At 69.6% G+C, this 16,538-nt stretch carries 8 protein-coding genes; 2 read left to right on the top strand and 6 right to left on the bottom strand.

Going from position 1 to position 16,538, the window contains the following annotated elements:
* Positions 1-290: 290 nt before the first annotated feature.
* The 5 genes from ACSVDD_RS28720 to ACSVDD_RS28700 form a co-directional block, all read right to left on the bottom strand.
* Positions 291-1,229, bottom strand: coding sequence for a DUF2493 domain-containing protein (locus ACSVDD_RS28720; protein WP_448192848.1), 939 nt, complete (start codon positions 1,227-1,229; stop codon positions 291-293).
* A gap of 320 nt (positions 1,230-1,549) precedes the next feature.
* On the bottom strand, positions 1,550-2,572 hold the full coding sequence (locus ACSVDD_RS28715) for a DUF7146 domain-containing protein (protein WP_448192847.1): 1,023 nt from the start codon (positions 2,570-2,572) through the stop codon (positions 1,550-1,552).
* Positions 2,573-2,584: 12 nt separating this feature from the next.
* On the bottom strand, positions 2,585-6,958 hold the full coding sequence (locus ACSVDD_RS28710) for a strawberry notch-like NTP hydrolase domain-containing protein (protein WP_448192846.1): 4,374 nt from the start codon (positions 6,956-6,958) through the stop codon (positions 2,585-2,587).
* A 66-nt stretch (positions 6,959-7,024) separates the two neighbouring features.
* The gene (locus ACSVDD_RS28705) at positions 7,025-9,181 is read right to left on the bottom strand and encodes a ParB/RepB/Spo0J family partition protein (RefSeq protein ID WP_448192845.1); all 2,157 of its coding nucleotides are present in this window, start codon (positions 9,179-9,181) and stop codon (positions 7,025-7,027) included.
* Between the two features lie 83 nt (positions 9,182-9,264).
* Positions 9,265-9,627, bottom strand: a complete 363-nt coding sequence (locus ACSVDD_RS28700; RefSeq protein ID WP_448192844.1) for a hypothetical protein — start codon at positions 9,625-9,627, stop codon at positions 9,265-9,267.
* 94 nt (positions 9,628-9,721) lie between these two features.
* Here ACSVDD_RS28700 and ACSVDD_RS28695 point away from each other — a divergent pair, with 94 nt between their 5' ends.
* Positions 9,722-10,828, top strand: coding sequence for a hypothetical protein (locus ACSVDD_RS28695; RefSeq protein WP_448192843.1), 1,107 nt, complete (start codon positions 9,722-9,724; stop codon positions 10,826-10,828).
* 191 nt (positions 10,829-11,019) lie between these two features.
* Here the strand turns inward: ACSVDD_RS28695 and ACSVDD_RS28690 are convergent, their stop codons facing one another.
* A complete protein-coding gene (locus tag ACSVDD_RS28690) occupies positions 11,020-11,964 on the bottom strand; it encodes an ArdC family protein (protein WP_448192842.1) in 945 nt (314 codons plus the stop codon).
* Between the two features lie 316 nt (positions 11,965-12,280).
* On the opposite strand from ACSVDD_RS28690, the gene ACSVDD_RS28685 reads away from it, so the two are divergent.
* Positions 12,281-16,246, top strand: coding sequence for an nSTAND3 domain-containing NTPase (locus ACSVDD_RS28685; protein ID WP_448192841.1), 3,966 nt, complete (start codon positions 12,281-12,283; stop codon positions 16,244-16,246).
* The last annotated feature ends 292 nt before the right edge of the window (positions 16,247-16,538 follow it).

Below are 16,538 nucleotides of genomic sequence, written 5' to 3'. Positions count from 1 at the left end.
CCGCCAGCGCGTCCAGAGCGCCATCCCAACCCACCGCCTCGGCAACCGTCGTCATGCTCGGCATCCTCTCGCAGAATGCCAACCTCAACAGCCGACAACACCGATGATCCCGGCTGTAGTATTAGGTCGGAATCAACGGGGTGGTCGGCCATGGACTCCCGGCCACCCACGACCGTCTTTCCGAAATGAAAGCTATGATTACACCGCCATGACGAGACACAAACTTCTGCGATCTCTGATTTACGGAAATCCGGCAATCCGTCTTTGCAGATCGCCGGATAGACGGACGCTCACGCCCCACTATCACCGAAGCACCAGACCGGAATGCCCATCGCCCGCGCCTTGTCGGCCAAGTTCTGCACGATGCCCGAACCGGGGAAGGCGACGACCCCGATCGGCAGCGCCTCCAGCAGACGGTCGTTGCGCTTGAACGGGGCGGCCTTGGCGTGGCGCGCCCAGTCGGGCCGGAACAGCACCTGCGCCACCTTGCGGTGCTCGGCCCAGCAGGCGGCGATGCGCTCGGCGCCTTTCGGGCTGCCACCGTGCAGCAGCACCATGTCCGGGTGCTTGGCACGGACCTTGTCGAGCACCGCCCAAATGCGGTGGTGGTCGTTGCACTCGACGCCGCCGGTGAAGGCGATGCGGGGGCCGGCCGGCAGCAGCGGCTCGGTCTCGGCCCGCCGCTTGGCGGCGAGGAAGTCGCGGCTGTCGATCAGCGACGCCGTCAGGGTGCGGTGGCTGACCAGCGAGCCGGCCCGTGGCCGCCAGCCGGAGCCGGTGTGGACCTCGAACAGCTCGGCGGCGTGGTCGCGGAAGGCCTCCATGGCGGTGCGGCGCTCAATCAGCGTCAGGCCCTCGGCCAGCAGCCGCTCCAACTCGACCGAGCGGATCTCCGAACCGTCCTGCTCGCCCTGGTTGCGCTTCTGGGCGTCCTCATTGTCGTCGAGTTCACGCTGCACCCGGTCGGCGGCGCGGTGGAACAGGTTGACGGTGGACCACAGCAGGTCGGCCAGGTCGGGCTCCAGGCGGGTGTCCTTCAGCGTGACCACCAGGGCGTCGAAGACGTCGGCCAGGGCTCCGCGGATGGCGGTTTCGTCCGGCAGCGGCCGGGGGTCGGGGTCGTCCTGGAAGGGGCGGTGGCCGTAGAGCTGGAGTTCGACCAGCGCGTGGTCGGTGGAAGAGGCGGCGTGGCGGGGCTCGACGTCGTCGGTGTCGGGGGCGGTGCGCATGGCGGATCGTCCTTCGGCTGGGACCGGCCGCGCCCATCGCGGCCTTCGTGGCGATCCCTTCGCGGCGGGCGGGGTGGGACCGCACCCTCTTGGGCCGCAGCGCAGCGGAGGACGGCGGCGGGCGGCTTTCTTGTTTCGCGAGGAAGGCCGGCTTGGCCGGCCGGGGAAGAAAGTTGACCGCCGCCGTTGCGGTCCCGCCCCGGCTGCCGCCCGATCGCCCGCTGGAAGGCCGTGGCCGCGGCCTCTCCCGGACCGGAGGGTCTGCCCGGCTCCAACCAGCGCCCCGACAGACAATGCCCTTCTTCCCGCCCGCCGATCCATCAGCCCTCCGAATCGCCGGTCTCCCAGCCCGCTGCGCCCTCCTCCGGCGCGAGCTGCGCCCGCAGATGCGCCCGAAGCATCGCCAGACCGTGGTCCCGAAGGTCGTCGTTGACGTCCTTGGCCTGCGGCGCCAGCACCCGGACCTCTACGCCGGCCGCGTCGGCGCGGTCGCCCAACCGGTCCACGGCCCGCTGCCCGGCCGCGTCGTTGTCGCGGGCGATGTAGAGACGCCGCAGCGCCGACGGCAGCCGCATGGCGGCAAGGTGCCCGGCCGAGAGCGCGGCCACCACGGGCAGGACCGGCAGGGCGAGCCGCAGCGCCAGCATGGTCTCGATGCCTTCCCCCGCCGCCAGCGCGTCGTGCGCCACGCCGAAGCGGACGCCGTTGCCGAGCAGGTGCCCCAGCGCCCGGCGCGGTGATGGCATGGCCGCCTTGCCCCCGCCGGTCGGGTCGAGCCAGAGCCGCTGCACCCCGGTGATCCGGCCGCCCAGGTCGGTAACCGCCGCCACCAGCGCCGGGCCGGCGGCGAACCGGTCCTCGGCATCCCGGTACCAGCAGCGCGGCTGGAAGCGCAGGGGGCCGAAATTCCGGATGTCCGGAAGTCCGCGGTTGCGCAGATACGCCTCGGCCAACGTGCCGGCGATCGGCAGGGACCGCACGAACAGCCGGCGGGCGGCCTCCGGCGATCCCCCGGACACCGGCGCCTCACGATTGCCGGGACCAGGGCCGATCCTCGGTTGGCCGAGAAACGCCCGGGCCTCGGCCAGAACGTCGCGCAGGCGGTCGAGCCCCCGGTTCGCCCCGATGAGATCGAGCAGGTCGCCGTGCTCACCGGTGGCGGCGTCGGCCCATTTACCGGCGGCGATGCCGTGCAGGTGAACGTACAGGCTGCTCCCTGGTGTGCCCTGAACGTCGCCGATCCGCCAGTAGCGTCCCTCCCGCCGGCCAACCGGCAGGTAACGCCGGCACACCGCCTCGGCCTCCCGCGCGAGGCGCTGCGCCATCTCCGACGCCGCGGACATGCTGCCGGCCGCTCACGCCACTGTCCGATCGACGACGCGCAGCAGCGGGCGCCGCGCGAGCAGCGCCGCGAACACCGCCGCTCCCCGCTCGCCAACCGGCACGAACAGCCGCAGGCTCCAGGCGATGATCTCCCCCGTCAGCCCCAGCGCCTTCAGCCGGTCCACCATCCCGCCGGTGAAACCGAACAGCTCGACGCGATGCGCGCCCGCCACCGTCACCCGGCGCAGCCACAGCCCGTCGGCCAGATGCAGGGCCACCCGCTCGCCTTGCAGCAGTCCCCAGGCCTCCTCGACCGATGGCACGGGAACCGCTGCCCCGGCCCCAACGCCGAAGTTCCGCTCGACCTCGGGCAGAACGTCCGGCGCCACCACGCGGCCGATGACCCGCTCGCCCGCGTCGGTCTGCAACCGCACCACCCGCAGGTTCGTGTCCGGCAGGCGCCGCCACACCGGCAGCAGCAGCCCGGTCACAAGGTGGAGCGTGCTGGTGGAGAATTCCGGCACCGTGGCAACCTCCGCCTCCCAGGCGGCCGAGAAGGCCGGTGGTTCGGTCGAGCGCCAATGGCTCTGGGCCAGTTCGGCCACTGTCACGGTCATGCGCTCCATCGTCCGCAGCAGGCGGACCCGCCGCTCCACCGTGCCGTCGTCCAGCATCAGGCTCGCCGCCGGCACCGCCACCGCCGCCCGCCCCGAGCGCGTGTTCACCAGCAACTGGGCCTGCGGCCCGGCGCCGCGTTCCAGCGCCTCCTCCAGCCTCATCGGCTGGTTGCGGTCGCGCCGGGCGAGCGTGAACAGCCGGGTCTCCGCCCCGGTCGCCGCGTGGGTGTGGAGCGTCCGCCGAGCGGTGACGGTGACGCTGTCGGCCACCAGCGTCTCGACGCCGCGGTCGTAAGTGCCCGACGCGATGGCCCCCTCGACCTTCGCGGTGAGCAGTTGCTCGAACACGGTGAACAGCGTGTTCTGCAAGCCGATGGTCAGCGCCAGCAGCCGGTTGAGAAAGGTGGTGATCGGCGGCAGCTCGTCGCGCAGGCCGCCGTCGCGGTCACAGAGCGCCAGCCCGGTCGCCGCCTCGAACGCGCCCAGCGAGCACCCCTCGACCTTGCCGGCGTGCAGCAGGCCGTAGAGCTGGCGCAGGGCGGCGCGGGCGTAGACGGATTCCAGGTTGTCGTCGGCGCGAAACAGCCCCTGACCGCCGGTCTGGCGCTGGCCGCGGGTGATGGCCCCCAGAGTGTCGAGCCGGCGGGCGATGGTGGAGAGAAAGCGCTTCTCCGCCCGCACGTTGGTGGCGATCGGGCGGAACAGTGGCGGCTGCGCCTGGTTGGTGCGGTTGGACCGCCCCAGCCCCTGGATGGCGCTGTCGGCCTTCCAGCCAGCCTCCAGCAGGTAATGCACCCGCAGCCGCCGGTTCTTCGCCCCGAGGTCGGCGTGATAGCTGCGGCCGGTGCCGCCAGCGTCGGAGAAGACCAGGATGCGCTTCTCGTCGTCGAGGAAGGCCTGGGTCTCGGCGAGGTTGGCCGAGCCGGGGCGGCTCTCCACCGCCAGCCGCTCCAGCCCGCCGGGATCGGTCTTGCGCACGATGCGCCGCGAGCGGCCGGTGACCTCGGCCACCAAGTCGGCGCCGAAGCGCTGGACGATCTGGTCCAGCGCCCCCGGCACCGGATCGAGCGCCGCCAGCCGCTCGATCATGCGGTCACGCCGCTCGACCGCCTCGCGGCACGGCACCGGCTGGCCGTCCCGCCACACCGGCCGCGATGAGAGGTTGCCGTCGCCGTCGGTGAAGGGCTCGTGCAACTGGACTGGGAAGGAGTGCGCCAGATAATCGAGCACGTACTCCCGCGGCGTGACGTCGATGCGGATGTCGCCCCATTCCTCGGTGGGCAGATCGGCCAGCCGTCGCTCCATCAGCGCCTCACCGGTGGAGACAAGCTGCACCACCACCGCGTGGCCGGCGGCGAGGTCGCGCTCGATCGAGCGCAGCAGGGTCGGCGTCTTCATCGCGGTGATCAGGTGGTTGAAGAAGCGCTGCTTGGCGCTCTCGAAGGCGGAACGGGCGGCGGCCTTGGCGGCGCGGTTCAGGGTGCCGCCGCTTCCGGTGACGTTGGCGGCCTCCAGCGCGGCGTCCAGGTTGGCGTGGATGATCTGGAAGGCGGCGGCGTAGGCGTCGTAGAGGACGATCTGTCCCGGCGTCAGCCGGTGCTCGACCATCTCGTAGGCGACGCCGTCGAAGGAGAGCGAGCGGGCGCTGTAGAGGCCGAGCGCCTTGAGGTCGCGGGCGAGCACCTCCATGGCGGCCACCCCGCCGGCCTCGATGGCCTGGACGAATTCGGCCCGGGTGGCGAAGGGGAAGTCCGCCCCGCCCCACAGGCCGAGGCGCTGGGCGTAGGCCAAGTTGTGCACGGTGGTGGCGCCGGTGGCGGAGACGTAGAGGACGCGGGCGTCCGGCAGGGCGTGCTGAAGGCGCAGGCCGGCGCGGCCCTGCTGGGAAGGGGTGACGGGACCGCCGTCGCGGCCGAAGCCGGCGGTGCCGCCGGCGTTGCGCAGGGCGTGGGATTCGTCGAAGACGATGACGCCATCGAAGTCGCGGCCGAGCCAATCAACGACCTGTTGGATGCGCGGGACGGCGTCCTCGCCGCCGTCGCCGCGCAGGGTGGCGTAGGTGGTGAAGAGGATGCCGCGTTCCAGCGTGATCGGCACGCCGGGGCGAAAGCGCGACAGCGGGGTCACCAGCAGCCGTTCCTGGCCGAGGGCCGACCAATCGCGCTGGGCGTCCTCGATCAGGGTGTCGGACTTGCTGATCCACAGCGCGCGCTGGCGGCCCTTGAGCCAGTTATCCAGCAGGATGCCGGCGACCTGCCGGCCCTTGCCGGCGCCGGTGCCGTCGCCGAGGAACCAACCGCGGCGGAAGCGCACCGTCCCTTCGGCCCCTTCCGGGGCTGCCGAGACGGTGTCGAAGGTGTCGTCCACCGTCCAGGCGCCGGCGAGGTGGCCGGCGTGCGCCTCGCCGGCGAGGATGACGCTCTCCAACTGGGCGTCGGAGAGAACCCCACCACTGACCAGAGTAGCGGGCAGATGCGGGCGGTAGCGCGGTTTGGGCGGCGCGACCGACGCCATGGCGGCGGACTGCACCAGCGGCGTCGGGTGTGGACGGGCGCCGGGGAGGACGACGGATTGCAGCGCGTAGGGCTCGTAGATCCCGGCGGTGAGCCGGGCGTCGGCGGGCGGCGTCCAGTCGCGCGTCTCGTAGACCAGCTCGACCGCCGTCGGTTCCATCGGCGCCACGGCCCTGGGGCTGGGCATCACCCGGTGCGTCCTCCGCCCTGCCGCAGGCCGGGCCATCATCGGCCGGAGCGGTGCTGTGGGCGTGGCCATCGGTGCACGGCACGGAACGGCCTGTCGGACCCAGCCGAGCAGCGTCGCGACGTCGGGAGCGGTGCCCAGGGAGGCGGGGACAATGGTCGGGTCCTCGACCGGGACGCGGTCGATGATCGTGAGCCGGGTATCGACAGTGGTGCCGTGGCGGGCATAGACGCAGCCGTCGATGGCGGCGGAGAAAACGACTCGGCCGCGCTCCTGCAAGCGCACGAAGGCGTCCCGCCACGCCGGATGATCCGGGGACAGCCCAGCCCCGGTGACGGCGACGAGACGCCCGCCCTCGGCCAACCGGGCCAGGGCCGCGGCGATGTGCCGGAGCCCGGCGTCGGCCACCCGGCCGTCCACCGCGGCCAGGGCCGAGAAGGGCGGGTTCATCAGCACCACCGTCGGCACCACCGCCGGATCGAGGTGATCGTGCAGGCTGGCGGCGTCGAACCGGGTCACCGGCACGCCGGGAAACAGCCGCTCCAGCAGGCCGGCCCGGCAGTCCGCCAGTTCGTTGAGGGCGAGCGAGGCCCCGGCCAGCTCGGCGAAGATGGCCAGCAGGCCGGTGCCGGCGGAGGGCTCCAGCGCACGGTCGGCCGGGGTCAGCGCCGCGGCCGCGGCGACCGCCACGCCCAGCGGCAGCGGGGTCGAGAACTGCTGCCAAGCCTGGCTCTCCTCGGAGCGGCGGGTCTGGGACGGCAGCAGCGCCGCCACCCGCGCCAGCAGCGCCGCGAAGGCCGCCGGGTCACCGGCCCGGAGGCGCATGGCGGCGCCGAAGCGACGGAGGAACAGAAGCTGCGCGGCCTCGCCGGCATCGTAGGCCAGCTTCCAGGTCCAGGCTCCCTCGGCGTCGGTGCCGCCGAAGGCCGCCGTCATCGCGGTGCGCAACGCGGTGGTGTCGATGGCGCGCCCGCGTTCGAGGTCGGGCAGCAGCCGCTCGGCGACGGCGAACAGGGCGGCGCCCGCGGTCCCGCGCGCGGAGGCACGGGCGTCCGCGGAGAAGCCGCAGGCATCGGCGATCATGGTCATTGCGAACCTCCGGATGAAGGAAGGGGAGAAGGCGGAGCGGCCGGGCGCCGCCCCGCCACGTCACGATCAGGCCGCCTCGGCGGGAGCCTCCTCTTCCTCATCCTCCGGACCACCGGCGCCGGTCAGGAAGGCGGGCAGAGCATCGGCGCCCGCACCGCCGATGGTGTCGGCGCCGTCCACCGTGTCCCCATGACCGGCCACGTCTCCGTCCCCGGCCGTCGGGCCTTCCTCCGGCCGGGCGCGCAGCGGTTCCGGCAGCCAGCCGCTGCCGGCGAGCAGCCGCTCGGCCTCCTTCGCCATGTCGCCTTTGCGCAGATGGTCGATCAGCCGGGCCGCCTCGGCGCCCCGCGCCTCCCGCACCGCTTCGAGGATGCGCACCTTTGGCAACCGGCCGAGATAGCTGTCCACCGTCGCCGTCCAGCCCGCGGCCACCATGTCCAGCCCGACCGCCCCGGCCAGCACGTCGGCGTGGGCGGCACGCTGCGGCGCCCGGTTCCAGGACTCATGCACGGCGTTGACGCCCAGAGAGACGCAGTGGGCGAACAGCGCCGCCCGGCTGTCGCCGTCGAACCCCAGGAGCACCGCCCACAGCTCGTCCGGCTCCCGCGGCAACTGCTCGGCCCACAGGCGCTGGCGGGCGTCGATCGCCTTCGCCGCGGCGCTGGCGGCGAGGTCCGGCGGTTGCACGCTGAAGGTCGCGCTCTTCACCTCCAGGTCGAGGCAGGAGCCGCTGCCCCGGTGATAGAACAGGCGCAGGCACAGCGCGTGGAGCGCCGCCAGGAAGGCGGTGTCCGGCTCCCGGGCCAGCGCGTCGCGCAGCGCCAGGGTGCGGTGGACGCTCAGCTCGGTCTGCAGACGGTCGGGCAAGGGACGGATGGCGTCCTCCTCGTCCGCGCCGTCCGATCCGGTGGCGGGGATCGGCGCGGGTGCCGAGACCCGGCTGCCGCCGCTGATGGCCGCGGGCTGGGCCGCAACGGGGCCGCCGGCACCGCCCGCCGGTTCGGCTGTCGGGGCGTCGTCGCTGCCGGCCACCGGGACCGGCTCGACCGGCGCCTCGTCCTCCTGACGGACATAGCCGCGGTCGACCTGAAGCCGGCCCTCGGCGTCAACGCTGACGAACACCCCGGCCCGTGCCACCTCGGCGGTCTCGAAGACCAGCGGCCGCTCCTCCAGTTCCCGCAACGCGATGTCGATGGCGTTGAGCCGCTCCGCCGACGCTTCCAGCGCCTCCAGGTCGGCCGGATCGGTGTTCTCCAGTTGCTCGTACTCGGCGTGCAGCGCGTCGTAGGTGGCCTGTTCGGCCTCGGTCAGCGGCACCGGCTCGCCGGCCAGACGGCGCAGGCTCCGGCTGTGGCCATAGGGGAAGCCCAGCGCCACCTCCACCCACTTCCAGCCCTCGGCGCGGATGATGGCGGCCTCGGCCTCCAGCTTCTCGGCGACCAGCCGGTCGAGCAGCGCTGGGTCCTGCAACCAGCCGCCGTCGTCGTGCTGGAACAGGTCACGCATCACCACCCCGCCGGCCGCCTCGTAGGCCTCCACGCCGACGAACAGCGCCCGCTTGTCCGAGGCCCGCACCGCCCCCTCGGTGAGCAGACGACGGATCTGATAAGGCTCGCGGCTGTAGGCTTTCGACAGTGTCTCCCACACCTGCTCCTGGCGCGCCCTGTCGTTGGTGACGGTGAAGGCCATCAACTGCTCCAGCGTCATCCCCTCCTCGGCGTAGACGTCGAGCAGCGCCGGCGCGACAGCCGCGAGCTTGAGGCGCTGCTTCACCACGCCAGGAGCGACGAAGAACCGGGCGGCGATCTCCTCTTCGCCGAGCCCGGCCTCGCGCAGGGTGTGGAAGGCGCGGAACTGGTCGAGCGGGTGCAGCGGGGCGCGCTGGAGGTTCTCGGCCAGCGAGTCCTCCGCGGCCAACCCGGTGTCCCGCACGACGCAGGGCACCGGCTGGGTCTTGCTCATGCGCTTCTGCCTGACCAGCAGTTCCAGCGCCCGGAAGCGGCGGCCGCCGACCGGCACCTCGAAGACACCGGTCTCGGCGCCCTCGGCGTCGAGCACCGGACGGACGGCGAGGCCGTGCAGCAGGGTGCGCCGCGCGATGTCCTCGGCGAGGTCCTCGATGGAGACGCCGGCCTTGACCTTGCGGACGTTGGCCTGGGACAGCACCAGCTTGTTGAAGGGGATGTCGCGCGACGGGCTGAGAACGATTTTGGACGTCGCCATGGTGGTCTTCTCCGCGACGGGCGGCCGGGAGCCTGTCTCTCGACCTTCTCACCCGTCACCCCGATCCCCTCCCTCCTTTTCCTCTACCCACCCCTGGACGAACGGGACGGGCGATGGTCAGACCCCACACAGGCCCTCGCACTCGTTGGGCCAGAGGTCGAACTGCCCCGGATCGGCTCCGTCCGACAGGTCCGCCGCGTCGAGCGGCACCGCCGACCGGTGCGGATCGCACGGTCCACCGCGACGGCGTCGGTCCAGGCGTCCGGCTCGTCGTCGCGCAACTGGCGCCACGCCGCGTCGAAATGGAACGGGCAGTCGATGCAGGCGCTCTTTGGCGGTTCGGGGTAGCCGTGCCGCTCCAGCCGGCGCAGGCAGTCCCGGCGCGTCATCCCCCGCTCGACCAGTGGCCAGCGGTTGACCTGCCACTCCTCGGCCGATGGCTTCATGCGGACGGCTTCGTCCCGTGAGATGCCGATCTCAATCTTTTGTAGTATCTTTGGACAGTCCAAGGCCATTCACGGCCGGAGGCAGGAGTGACCCATGGCACCGCGGTTATTTACCAAGCCCAAGAAACCTGCACCGAAAGGCGTGGGGCATCCTGCTATTCCGTTCGAGTTCGACCCGCCTGGGAATGATTTTGAGGCTGGCCACTTAACAGAGCAGACCGTTGATGGCGGTGAGCGAATCACTTGGCCTCTCATTGGCAAGTCCGTGTTCGCCCCCGACCGAGAGGGCAAACTGGCGTCCGAAATTTTCTATATCGATCTCGACACCATTGAGCAGGACAACCCCCAGCTGACCATCCACGCCCTGGGGGGTTTCAGCCTGGGCGACTATCACGAGTTCTTCATCGGTGACGCGCCGGCTCACCGCGCCTATCGGTTCGGCACTGTCGAGGTCAGCTTCGGCCAGGGCTCGCCGCTGCTCGCTCGCCTATTCTGGAACGTCTATTATGAGAAATACTGGGGCGAGTGGTCCTCGTGTACCAGCCTGCGGGTCACCAACTGCCCACCAGACCTCGTCGAGCGCTATGTGATTTCTGCTCTGTTAGAGTATCGGAACGAGATCGGTCTGCTATTGTCAGTGATGCAGGTCAATTTCAATGACCTGGACTTTGACGAGGAACTCGACGTCGAGCCCATGGGGCAAGGGGTCGTGTCGGCCGCCGCTCCCGTCATGGACCTGGATCCGCTGCGGTTCTACATGACCGGATTGAACTCGGATGATGAGGCGGCCTGCCTTGCGTTCTACCGCGTGCTCGAGTTCTACGCTTTCATGCAGCAGGCGTCGCAGGTGACCGCCCTGCGCCGGGACGGGGCCGTGAGTGATACAGATTTTACGCGCCGAACCCTTGAACTTGTGTCGCGGGACGAAAAAGGTCCGCTCTTCAAACTACTGGGACAGATCACGACGCCGGACATCTTAAAGGCCGCGAAGGCTGGCGGGCTCATCAATGAAGCAAGGCAGGAGCGGTTTAATGATGCCCTTTACGCTTACCGCAACGCCATCGTGCATGGAAAATTCGGGGCGGCGTTCACGTTGCGCTCGCAGAGCGTGCTCGTCCCTAATGGCGAGAGCAGCCATTGGCGCACTCTGCTTCAAGATCTGGCCTGGGCCGCCTTGCAAAACCTCGGCACGAAAGCTTAATCTGACATCCAGCCTCTGACACTACCATCGCATCAGCCTAAGGCCCGTTTTTCAACAGGTCCCGCTCAATAGTATCAGTTTCGCACCGGCGCTGACGCGCCGACCCACCGAGAATGAAAGCGCAGCCTTTGCCGTAGTGCGGCGCTTTCTTTCTAGTTCCGGTACGGCACGGAACACAACGGGGGCCGTCATCACGCCGTCTCCCGCGCGGGGCCGGCCACCCGAGCATCATCGGGCAGGAGGCCGAGGAGATAGTCGGCGGCCTTGCTCGCCTGGCTGGCGGCGCGGATGATGGCGTGGTCGTCGTTGCGAAGGACGTCCAGCCAAGCACCGATGTAGTCGGCGTGCCGGACGGTGGGCACGATACCGAGTGCCGCGCAGAGGAAGGCCGAGGCGATCTCGGCGACCAACTCCTCGACGGCATACTTGCGCGAGCCGAAAGCCCCGGACAGGTCCCGGCCGAGGCGGCTGGGGTGTCCGGTGCTGTGCCCCAGTTCGTGCAGCGCGGTGCGGTGCCAGTTGACCGGCTCGAAGAAGCTCTGCGGAGGCGGTACCTGCACGTAATCGTGCTGGAGGTGATAGAAGGCCCGGGCGCCGCCGATACGGACATCGACGCCGCTGGCGCGGATCAACGCCTCGGCCCGCGGCAGGATCAGCCCCTCCGGGATCGGCGGCGGCACCGGGGCGATGTCGTCGGGCAGGCCTTGGCATTGATCGACGTTGAAGACGTTGAAACGCTTCAGGAAAGGAATGGGCTGGGCATCGTCGTCCTCTTCGCGCGCCCGAAGGCGCTCGCGATCAGGAATGAAACGGTCGGCGTAGACGACGGTGGTGCCGCGTTCGCCCTTGCGGACGTTGCCGCCGAGCGCCTGGGCCTGCCGGTAGGTGAGCCACGTCTGGCCGGAGAAGCCGCCGGCGAAGGCGGCGCCCCACAGGATCAGAACGTTGATGCCCGAATAGGCCCTCCCGGAGGAGGCGTTGCGCGGCAGGCCAAGGGAGGCGGTGCCCGTCCCGCCCCATGGCTGCACCCAGGGCAGCCGGCCGGCTTCAAGTTCGGCAATGATGCTGGTGGTGATCTCGGTGTACAGGCTGGCGCGGTCACCAGCGGAGCGGGCGGTTCGCGAGGCATCGGGCATGGCGGATCTCCGCGACGGACCAGCCGGAGGCCTTTCCTCCTGCTTCCAAGTCCGTCACGGTCTCCCCCTTCAACCCTCTCCCTTTCCGTGGCGCCGGCGCCACCGTCGATGACAGTACCTGCGGACCGCCTGCATTAGTTCCCGGCCGTCGTCCGGGACGTGTATTGGCCATCGTCTTAGCCGGGCGATTTTTCGCCGACCGACTCGGGGACTTCGGACACAGGGGGCTTCGGCAGCGCTAGACTTGAGTTATAGTTTGCACTCACGCAGCGGCGAAGCAGCAGCTTAAGCCGTGGGAGGGGGAGCATAAACGACCGTGGCGCTGGTGGATGAAGAGGACGGTTCGGGCGGGGCCGGCGGAGCCTCCCTGGCCGGCTACGAGTACCAGATCGACGCATCGGTCTGGTTGGCGCTCGATCTCGTCGTCGTTTCGCGGCTGACCTCGGCGCTGCAGCTCGAGCCGGCGAGCCAAGAGGACCTCGAAGGCGAGCTGGCCGACTCCGAGCCGTCACGCGCAGTCACTCAGGTGCCGCTCGGCGCTTACAAGCTGATCGTGCAGGTGAAGCGCCGTGGCGGCGACGCCTGGACGCCGACCACGCTGAAATCGTTGTTACTGCATGGTAGCGACACCCGACCGTCGGCGGCGAAGCGGCTCGCCGACTCCGCGTCGCGCTACCTGCTGATCACGAGCGCAGGGCTCAACGGCGACGCGCGCCAGCTCAAGGTCCGGCGCGCCGGAAACTGGCCCAAGCACGCCGCTCTCCCGGACGTGATCGCGGAGGAGCTTCCCGCTGATGCGGCGGGCCGCGTGGCGGTGATCGCAAACGAGGATGATGAGCGCCTCAGGGCGGACATCGAGCGTCTGCTGACTGAGGGCTGCCGCGTGCCCAACGCGAACCTGGACGCGTGTCGCCGAAAGCTCCGAGAAGAGGCTCGGGCGAGGATCGCGCGGGCCGGCGGAGGCTGGTGGCGCCGCGAGGAGCTGGAGCACGTCGTCCGGGAGCATGGCGGCTATCTCGCGAGCGCGCCCGAGCTTGAGCACTATGTGCATCCCACGAACTGGAGCGATCTGCGGGCGGCGATGCGCGAGCGCAGCGCGGCGCTGATCATCGGCCAGTCGGGGACGGGTAAGACCTTGGCGACGAAGAAGCTCTATGACGAGCTTCGCCTGGAGATGCCCGGACTTACGCGGGTGTCGATCCGGCTCGGGCCGCAGCAGCTTCGGGACGACCAGACGCCATCGCCCGTGCTCTACGACATCGAAGACCCATGGGGGCGCTTCGACTTCGACCCGAAGAGCCGACCTTGGAACGACCAACTCGCGCGCTTCTTCGCGGAAGCGGGGCCGAATCGGATGATTGTCGCCACCTCGCGGCTTGACGTCGCCCAGGAGTCGAAGGCGCTGGACAGCGTGGCTGCGTGGCTCATCAAACTGGAGGCCGAGCATTACGGCGCAGCGGAGCGCAGTCGCCTCTACCAATCCCGGATCAGCGGCCTGCCGCGCGAGCTGCAGCCCCTGGCTCGAGGCGCCGAGCGGAAGGTGCTGGACGAGCTGGCTACGCCGCTTGAGCTGCAGAAGTTCTTCGACGCTCTTCGAACGCTTGATCGAGCTGGGCTGAAGAACCCGCTGGGCTTCATCGCGAACGCAATCCGCAGCGCGCACCAGAACGCTATCGAGAACACGGTTGTCGACCAAATCGAGGAGCGTAAGGACATTCGCGCCGCCGCGGTGATCTGGAGCCTGCTCAAGGCTTCGGACAAACTGTCACAATCCGTGCTCCGGGAGATCGAGGATGGGCTGGCCGATCTCGACGCGGCGATGGAGCGGGGCGTGTCGCCGCTGGTCGATTTCTTCATCGCCGCCCGCAACCTGCGGCAAGCGGACGGCGGGATCGTAGCCTACTACCATCCCCGGGTCGAAGCGGGGGTCGAGAAAGCGATGGAGGCGCATCGCCAGGAGGTTCGGCATACGCTCAAACACCTTCTGGATCTTCTCGTTTCCGAGGACGGGCCCGGCGGAGAGTGGGGAACCGGGGCTGCGGCGCGGATTCTCGCCGCGGGCCGGAGCCGGTTCTCCGTCAAGGCGAGTGGTCCGACCGTGACCAAGATCGACGCTTGGCTGGAAGGCAGACTGACGGAGGGTGGCAAGGCGCTCGAAAGCTATATTGAACTCGCCGCCGAGGCCGGCTCAGCCGCGAGCAACGGAGCCGAGGTGGCGCGCTTCCTCCTGCATCGCCCCGACAACACCTTTCCGGGCTTCACCGTCTGGGGTGCGCCAGAGCGGTCGGAGGCTTGGTACGAGGCCCGGCGCGCCGATCCGCGGACGAAGCCCCTGATCGAGGGTTTCGTGCGAGAGATCCTGCCCGCCGATCGCGTTAGCTATCCTGCCAGCCTCTCGGAGCAACTGGAGCGGCTTGCGCCCGATCTGTCGGGCGCGTTTCTCGATGCGGCGATGCAGGTGGTGCGCTTTGGCGTTATGCAAGCCGACGACGCGATCGCCGAAGGTGCGCTCCGGGACTTGGTGGGCTTCGAGCGGATTGTCGACGCGGCCGTCGCCGAACTGACTCCGAACGACGCGGATCGAAACAGAGCCGCGCAGCTCCGCCTCGATTTCGCAAACGAAGTCTACTCCGATGACTATGCACAGCATCTGGCCGAAGATGACGAGGGCCACACCGCCGAAGTCTTCCTGACAGCATATATCCGGCAGGCGCGGGCCACCCTGGGGTGGCGCAGCCTCGTCACGCATCGCCATGCCGGCAGGCTGCTGTTCTACTGGCTTCACCAGCTAGCGAAAGAGGTCAAGGAGAAAGGCGCGGACGCTGAGGAGCTGCAAGGCGTTTTCCGAGCGGCTTATGGCGATGAGCGTGAGGACCTGCTCTGGCTCATCCTGCAGTCCGCCTGGGATCCGGTCTACCTTCCCCCGCTGCGTGACCGGATCGTGGCGGGACACACCGATGAGGATGTCGCACAAGCGGCGTTGACCTGCCTGATTGAGCGAGCGCCCGATGCTTTCCGGAGCATCATGGGCGAACTCGCGGCTGACGGTGGTGCGAGTCGCCTTGTCGAGATCGCGATCGAACTCGCCGGCCTGCGCTGGCGGCGCGGAGGAGACGGCATGCGGCATAGCGATGCCGCCGAGGTTGCGGTTCAGGCGCTTCCCGGCCCATACCGGCAGATCAGCGAGGCGGCGCTCGCGGTGGATACCAACGATACGCCGACGTTGGACGACGAGGCGCAGGCGACGCTCGCCGCCATCGCGTCACCGAGCGAGCGCGTCCGTCGGTTGCGGGTCGCCCTGGCTGCCGTCGCGCCTTCGCCGGCCCAGGAGGACGTGCGCTGGCTTCTCCAGCACAGCGCCGACTCTGCCACGGCGGTCTTGGCGGTCGAGGCCGCGATCAGGCTCGACATGGACGCCGAGGTTGAGGCGGCTCTTGACCACAAGTTCGCCCATGTCAGCGCTTGTGCGCTCACGACGCTTGGGGAGCGGGCCGACGTGCCGATACCGGTTCGTCTTCTTGCCAAAGCCTCAGACCGTGGCAGTCCCGTGCGCAAGGCCCTCGTCGCCCTGCTCAAGCAGAAGCCGCACATCGCCCATCTGCCGGCTCTGATGATCCTTGCCAGGGACACTTGGTCCAGGGACGAGCAGCATTACGGCGATGACAGGGATTTCCCGATCGCGCGAGGCGCCGTCGAGGCCATCGCCCTAGCGGCGCCTCTGCCGCCAGCCGAGGCTCGCGAGCTGATGGCGATCGGGCTGGACACGGCCGATCCGGACGTCCGGACGTCGATCTTCCGATTGCTGACCAACAGCGGCGATCCTGAGCTACAGGAGCAGTTGTTGGACCTGGCCGTCCGTCCCGGGCAGCCGGGCGTACGGCGGGCTGCCGCGGGCGGCCTCCTTCAGGGCGCGGAGGCAGTGCGACCGGAGATCTTGGAGAAGATCACGGCGCCATTGCTCGCGACACGGTACGAGCCTGTGGCCGCCTCGCTCTCCCTTTTGCTCGCTTGGCGGGGGGATCAGGACAGGGTGCGCGCGGTAGCCGAGGAACTGGCGACGAATGCGGACCGACGCGTGCTGCTCCTCCTGCTTGTCTGGTTCATGAACAAGCGGAACCCGCCGATCGCCCAAGAGATCGCGGCAATGCTGCCTGCCGGGCATCCGGCGGTGGCCTGGGCGCTTGGCGGCGTTGTTGTGGAGCCGGACGACATGTTGCTGGCCGATCTCGGCGCCCCCGCGATCTGCACCCGGGTGCTCGGCTTCATGCGCATCAAGAAGTGACCCGGGGCGCGCCGGCTGGCGCACGCCGGAGACCAACCGATCCATGTTCTGGACGCAGCGCCAGTGATCGTTTGGTCCAGATCAGCCTGAACGGCGCCGACGATGTGTACGCATCCGGTGAGCGCCGTCCTGGCGAGGAATGAACCGCGCCGGGTTTCCTGGAGGCCCCATCTTCTGAGAGACTGGGGTCATCATGACGTACGCATCCGGTGAGCGCCGCCTTGGCAAGGTAGGGTTCGGCGGCTGAGGTTTGCGCGGCGCGTCATCGCGCGGACGCAAACGAGTGGCAAAC

Source organism: Azospirillum terrae (genome assembly GCF_053470425.1).
Note: the sequence above shows the minus strand (reverse complement) of the source record. Positions and strands in the feature narration are given on the sequence as shown.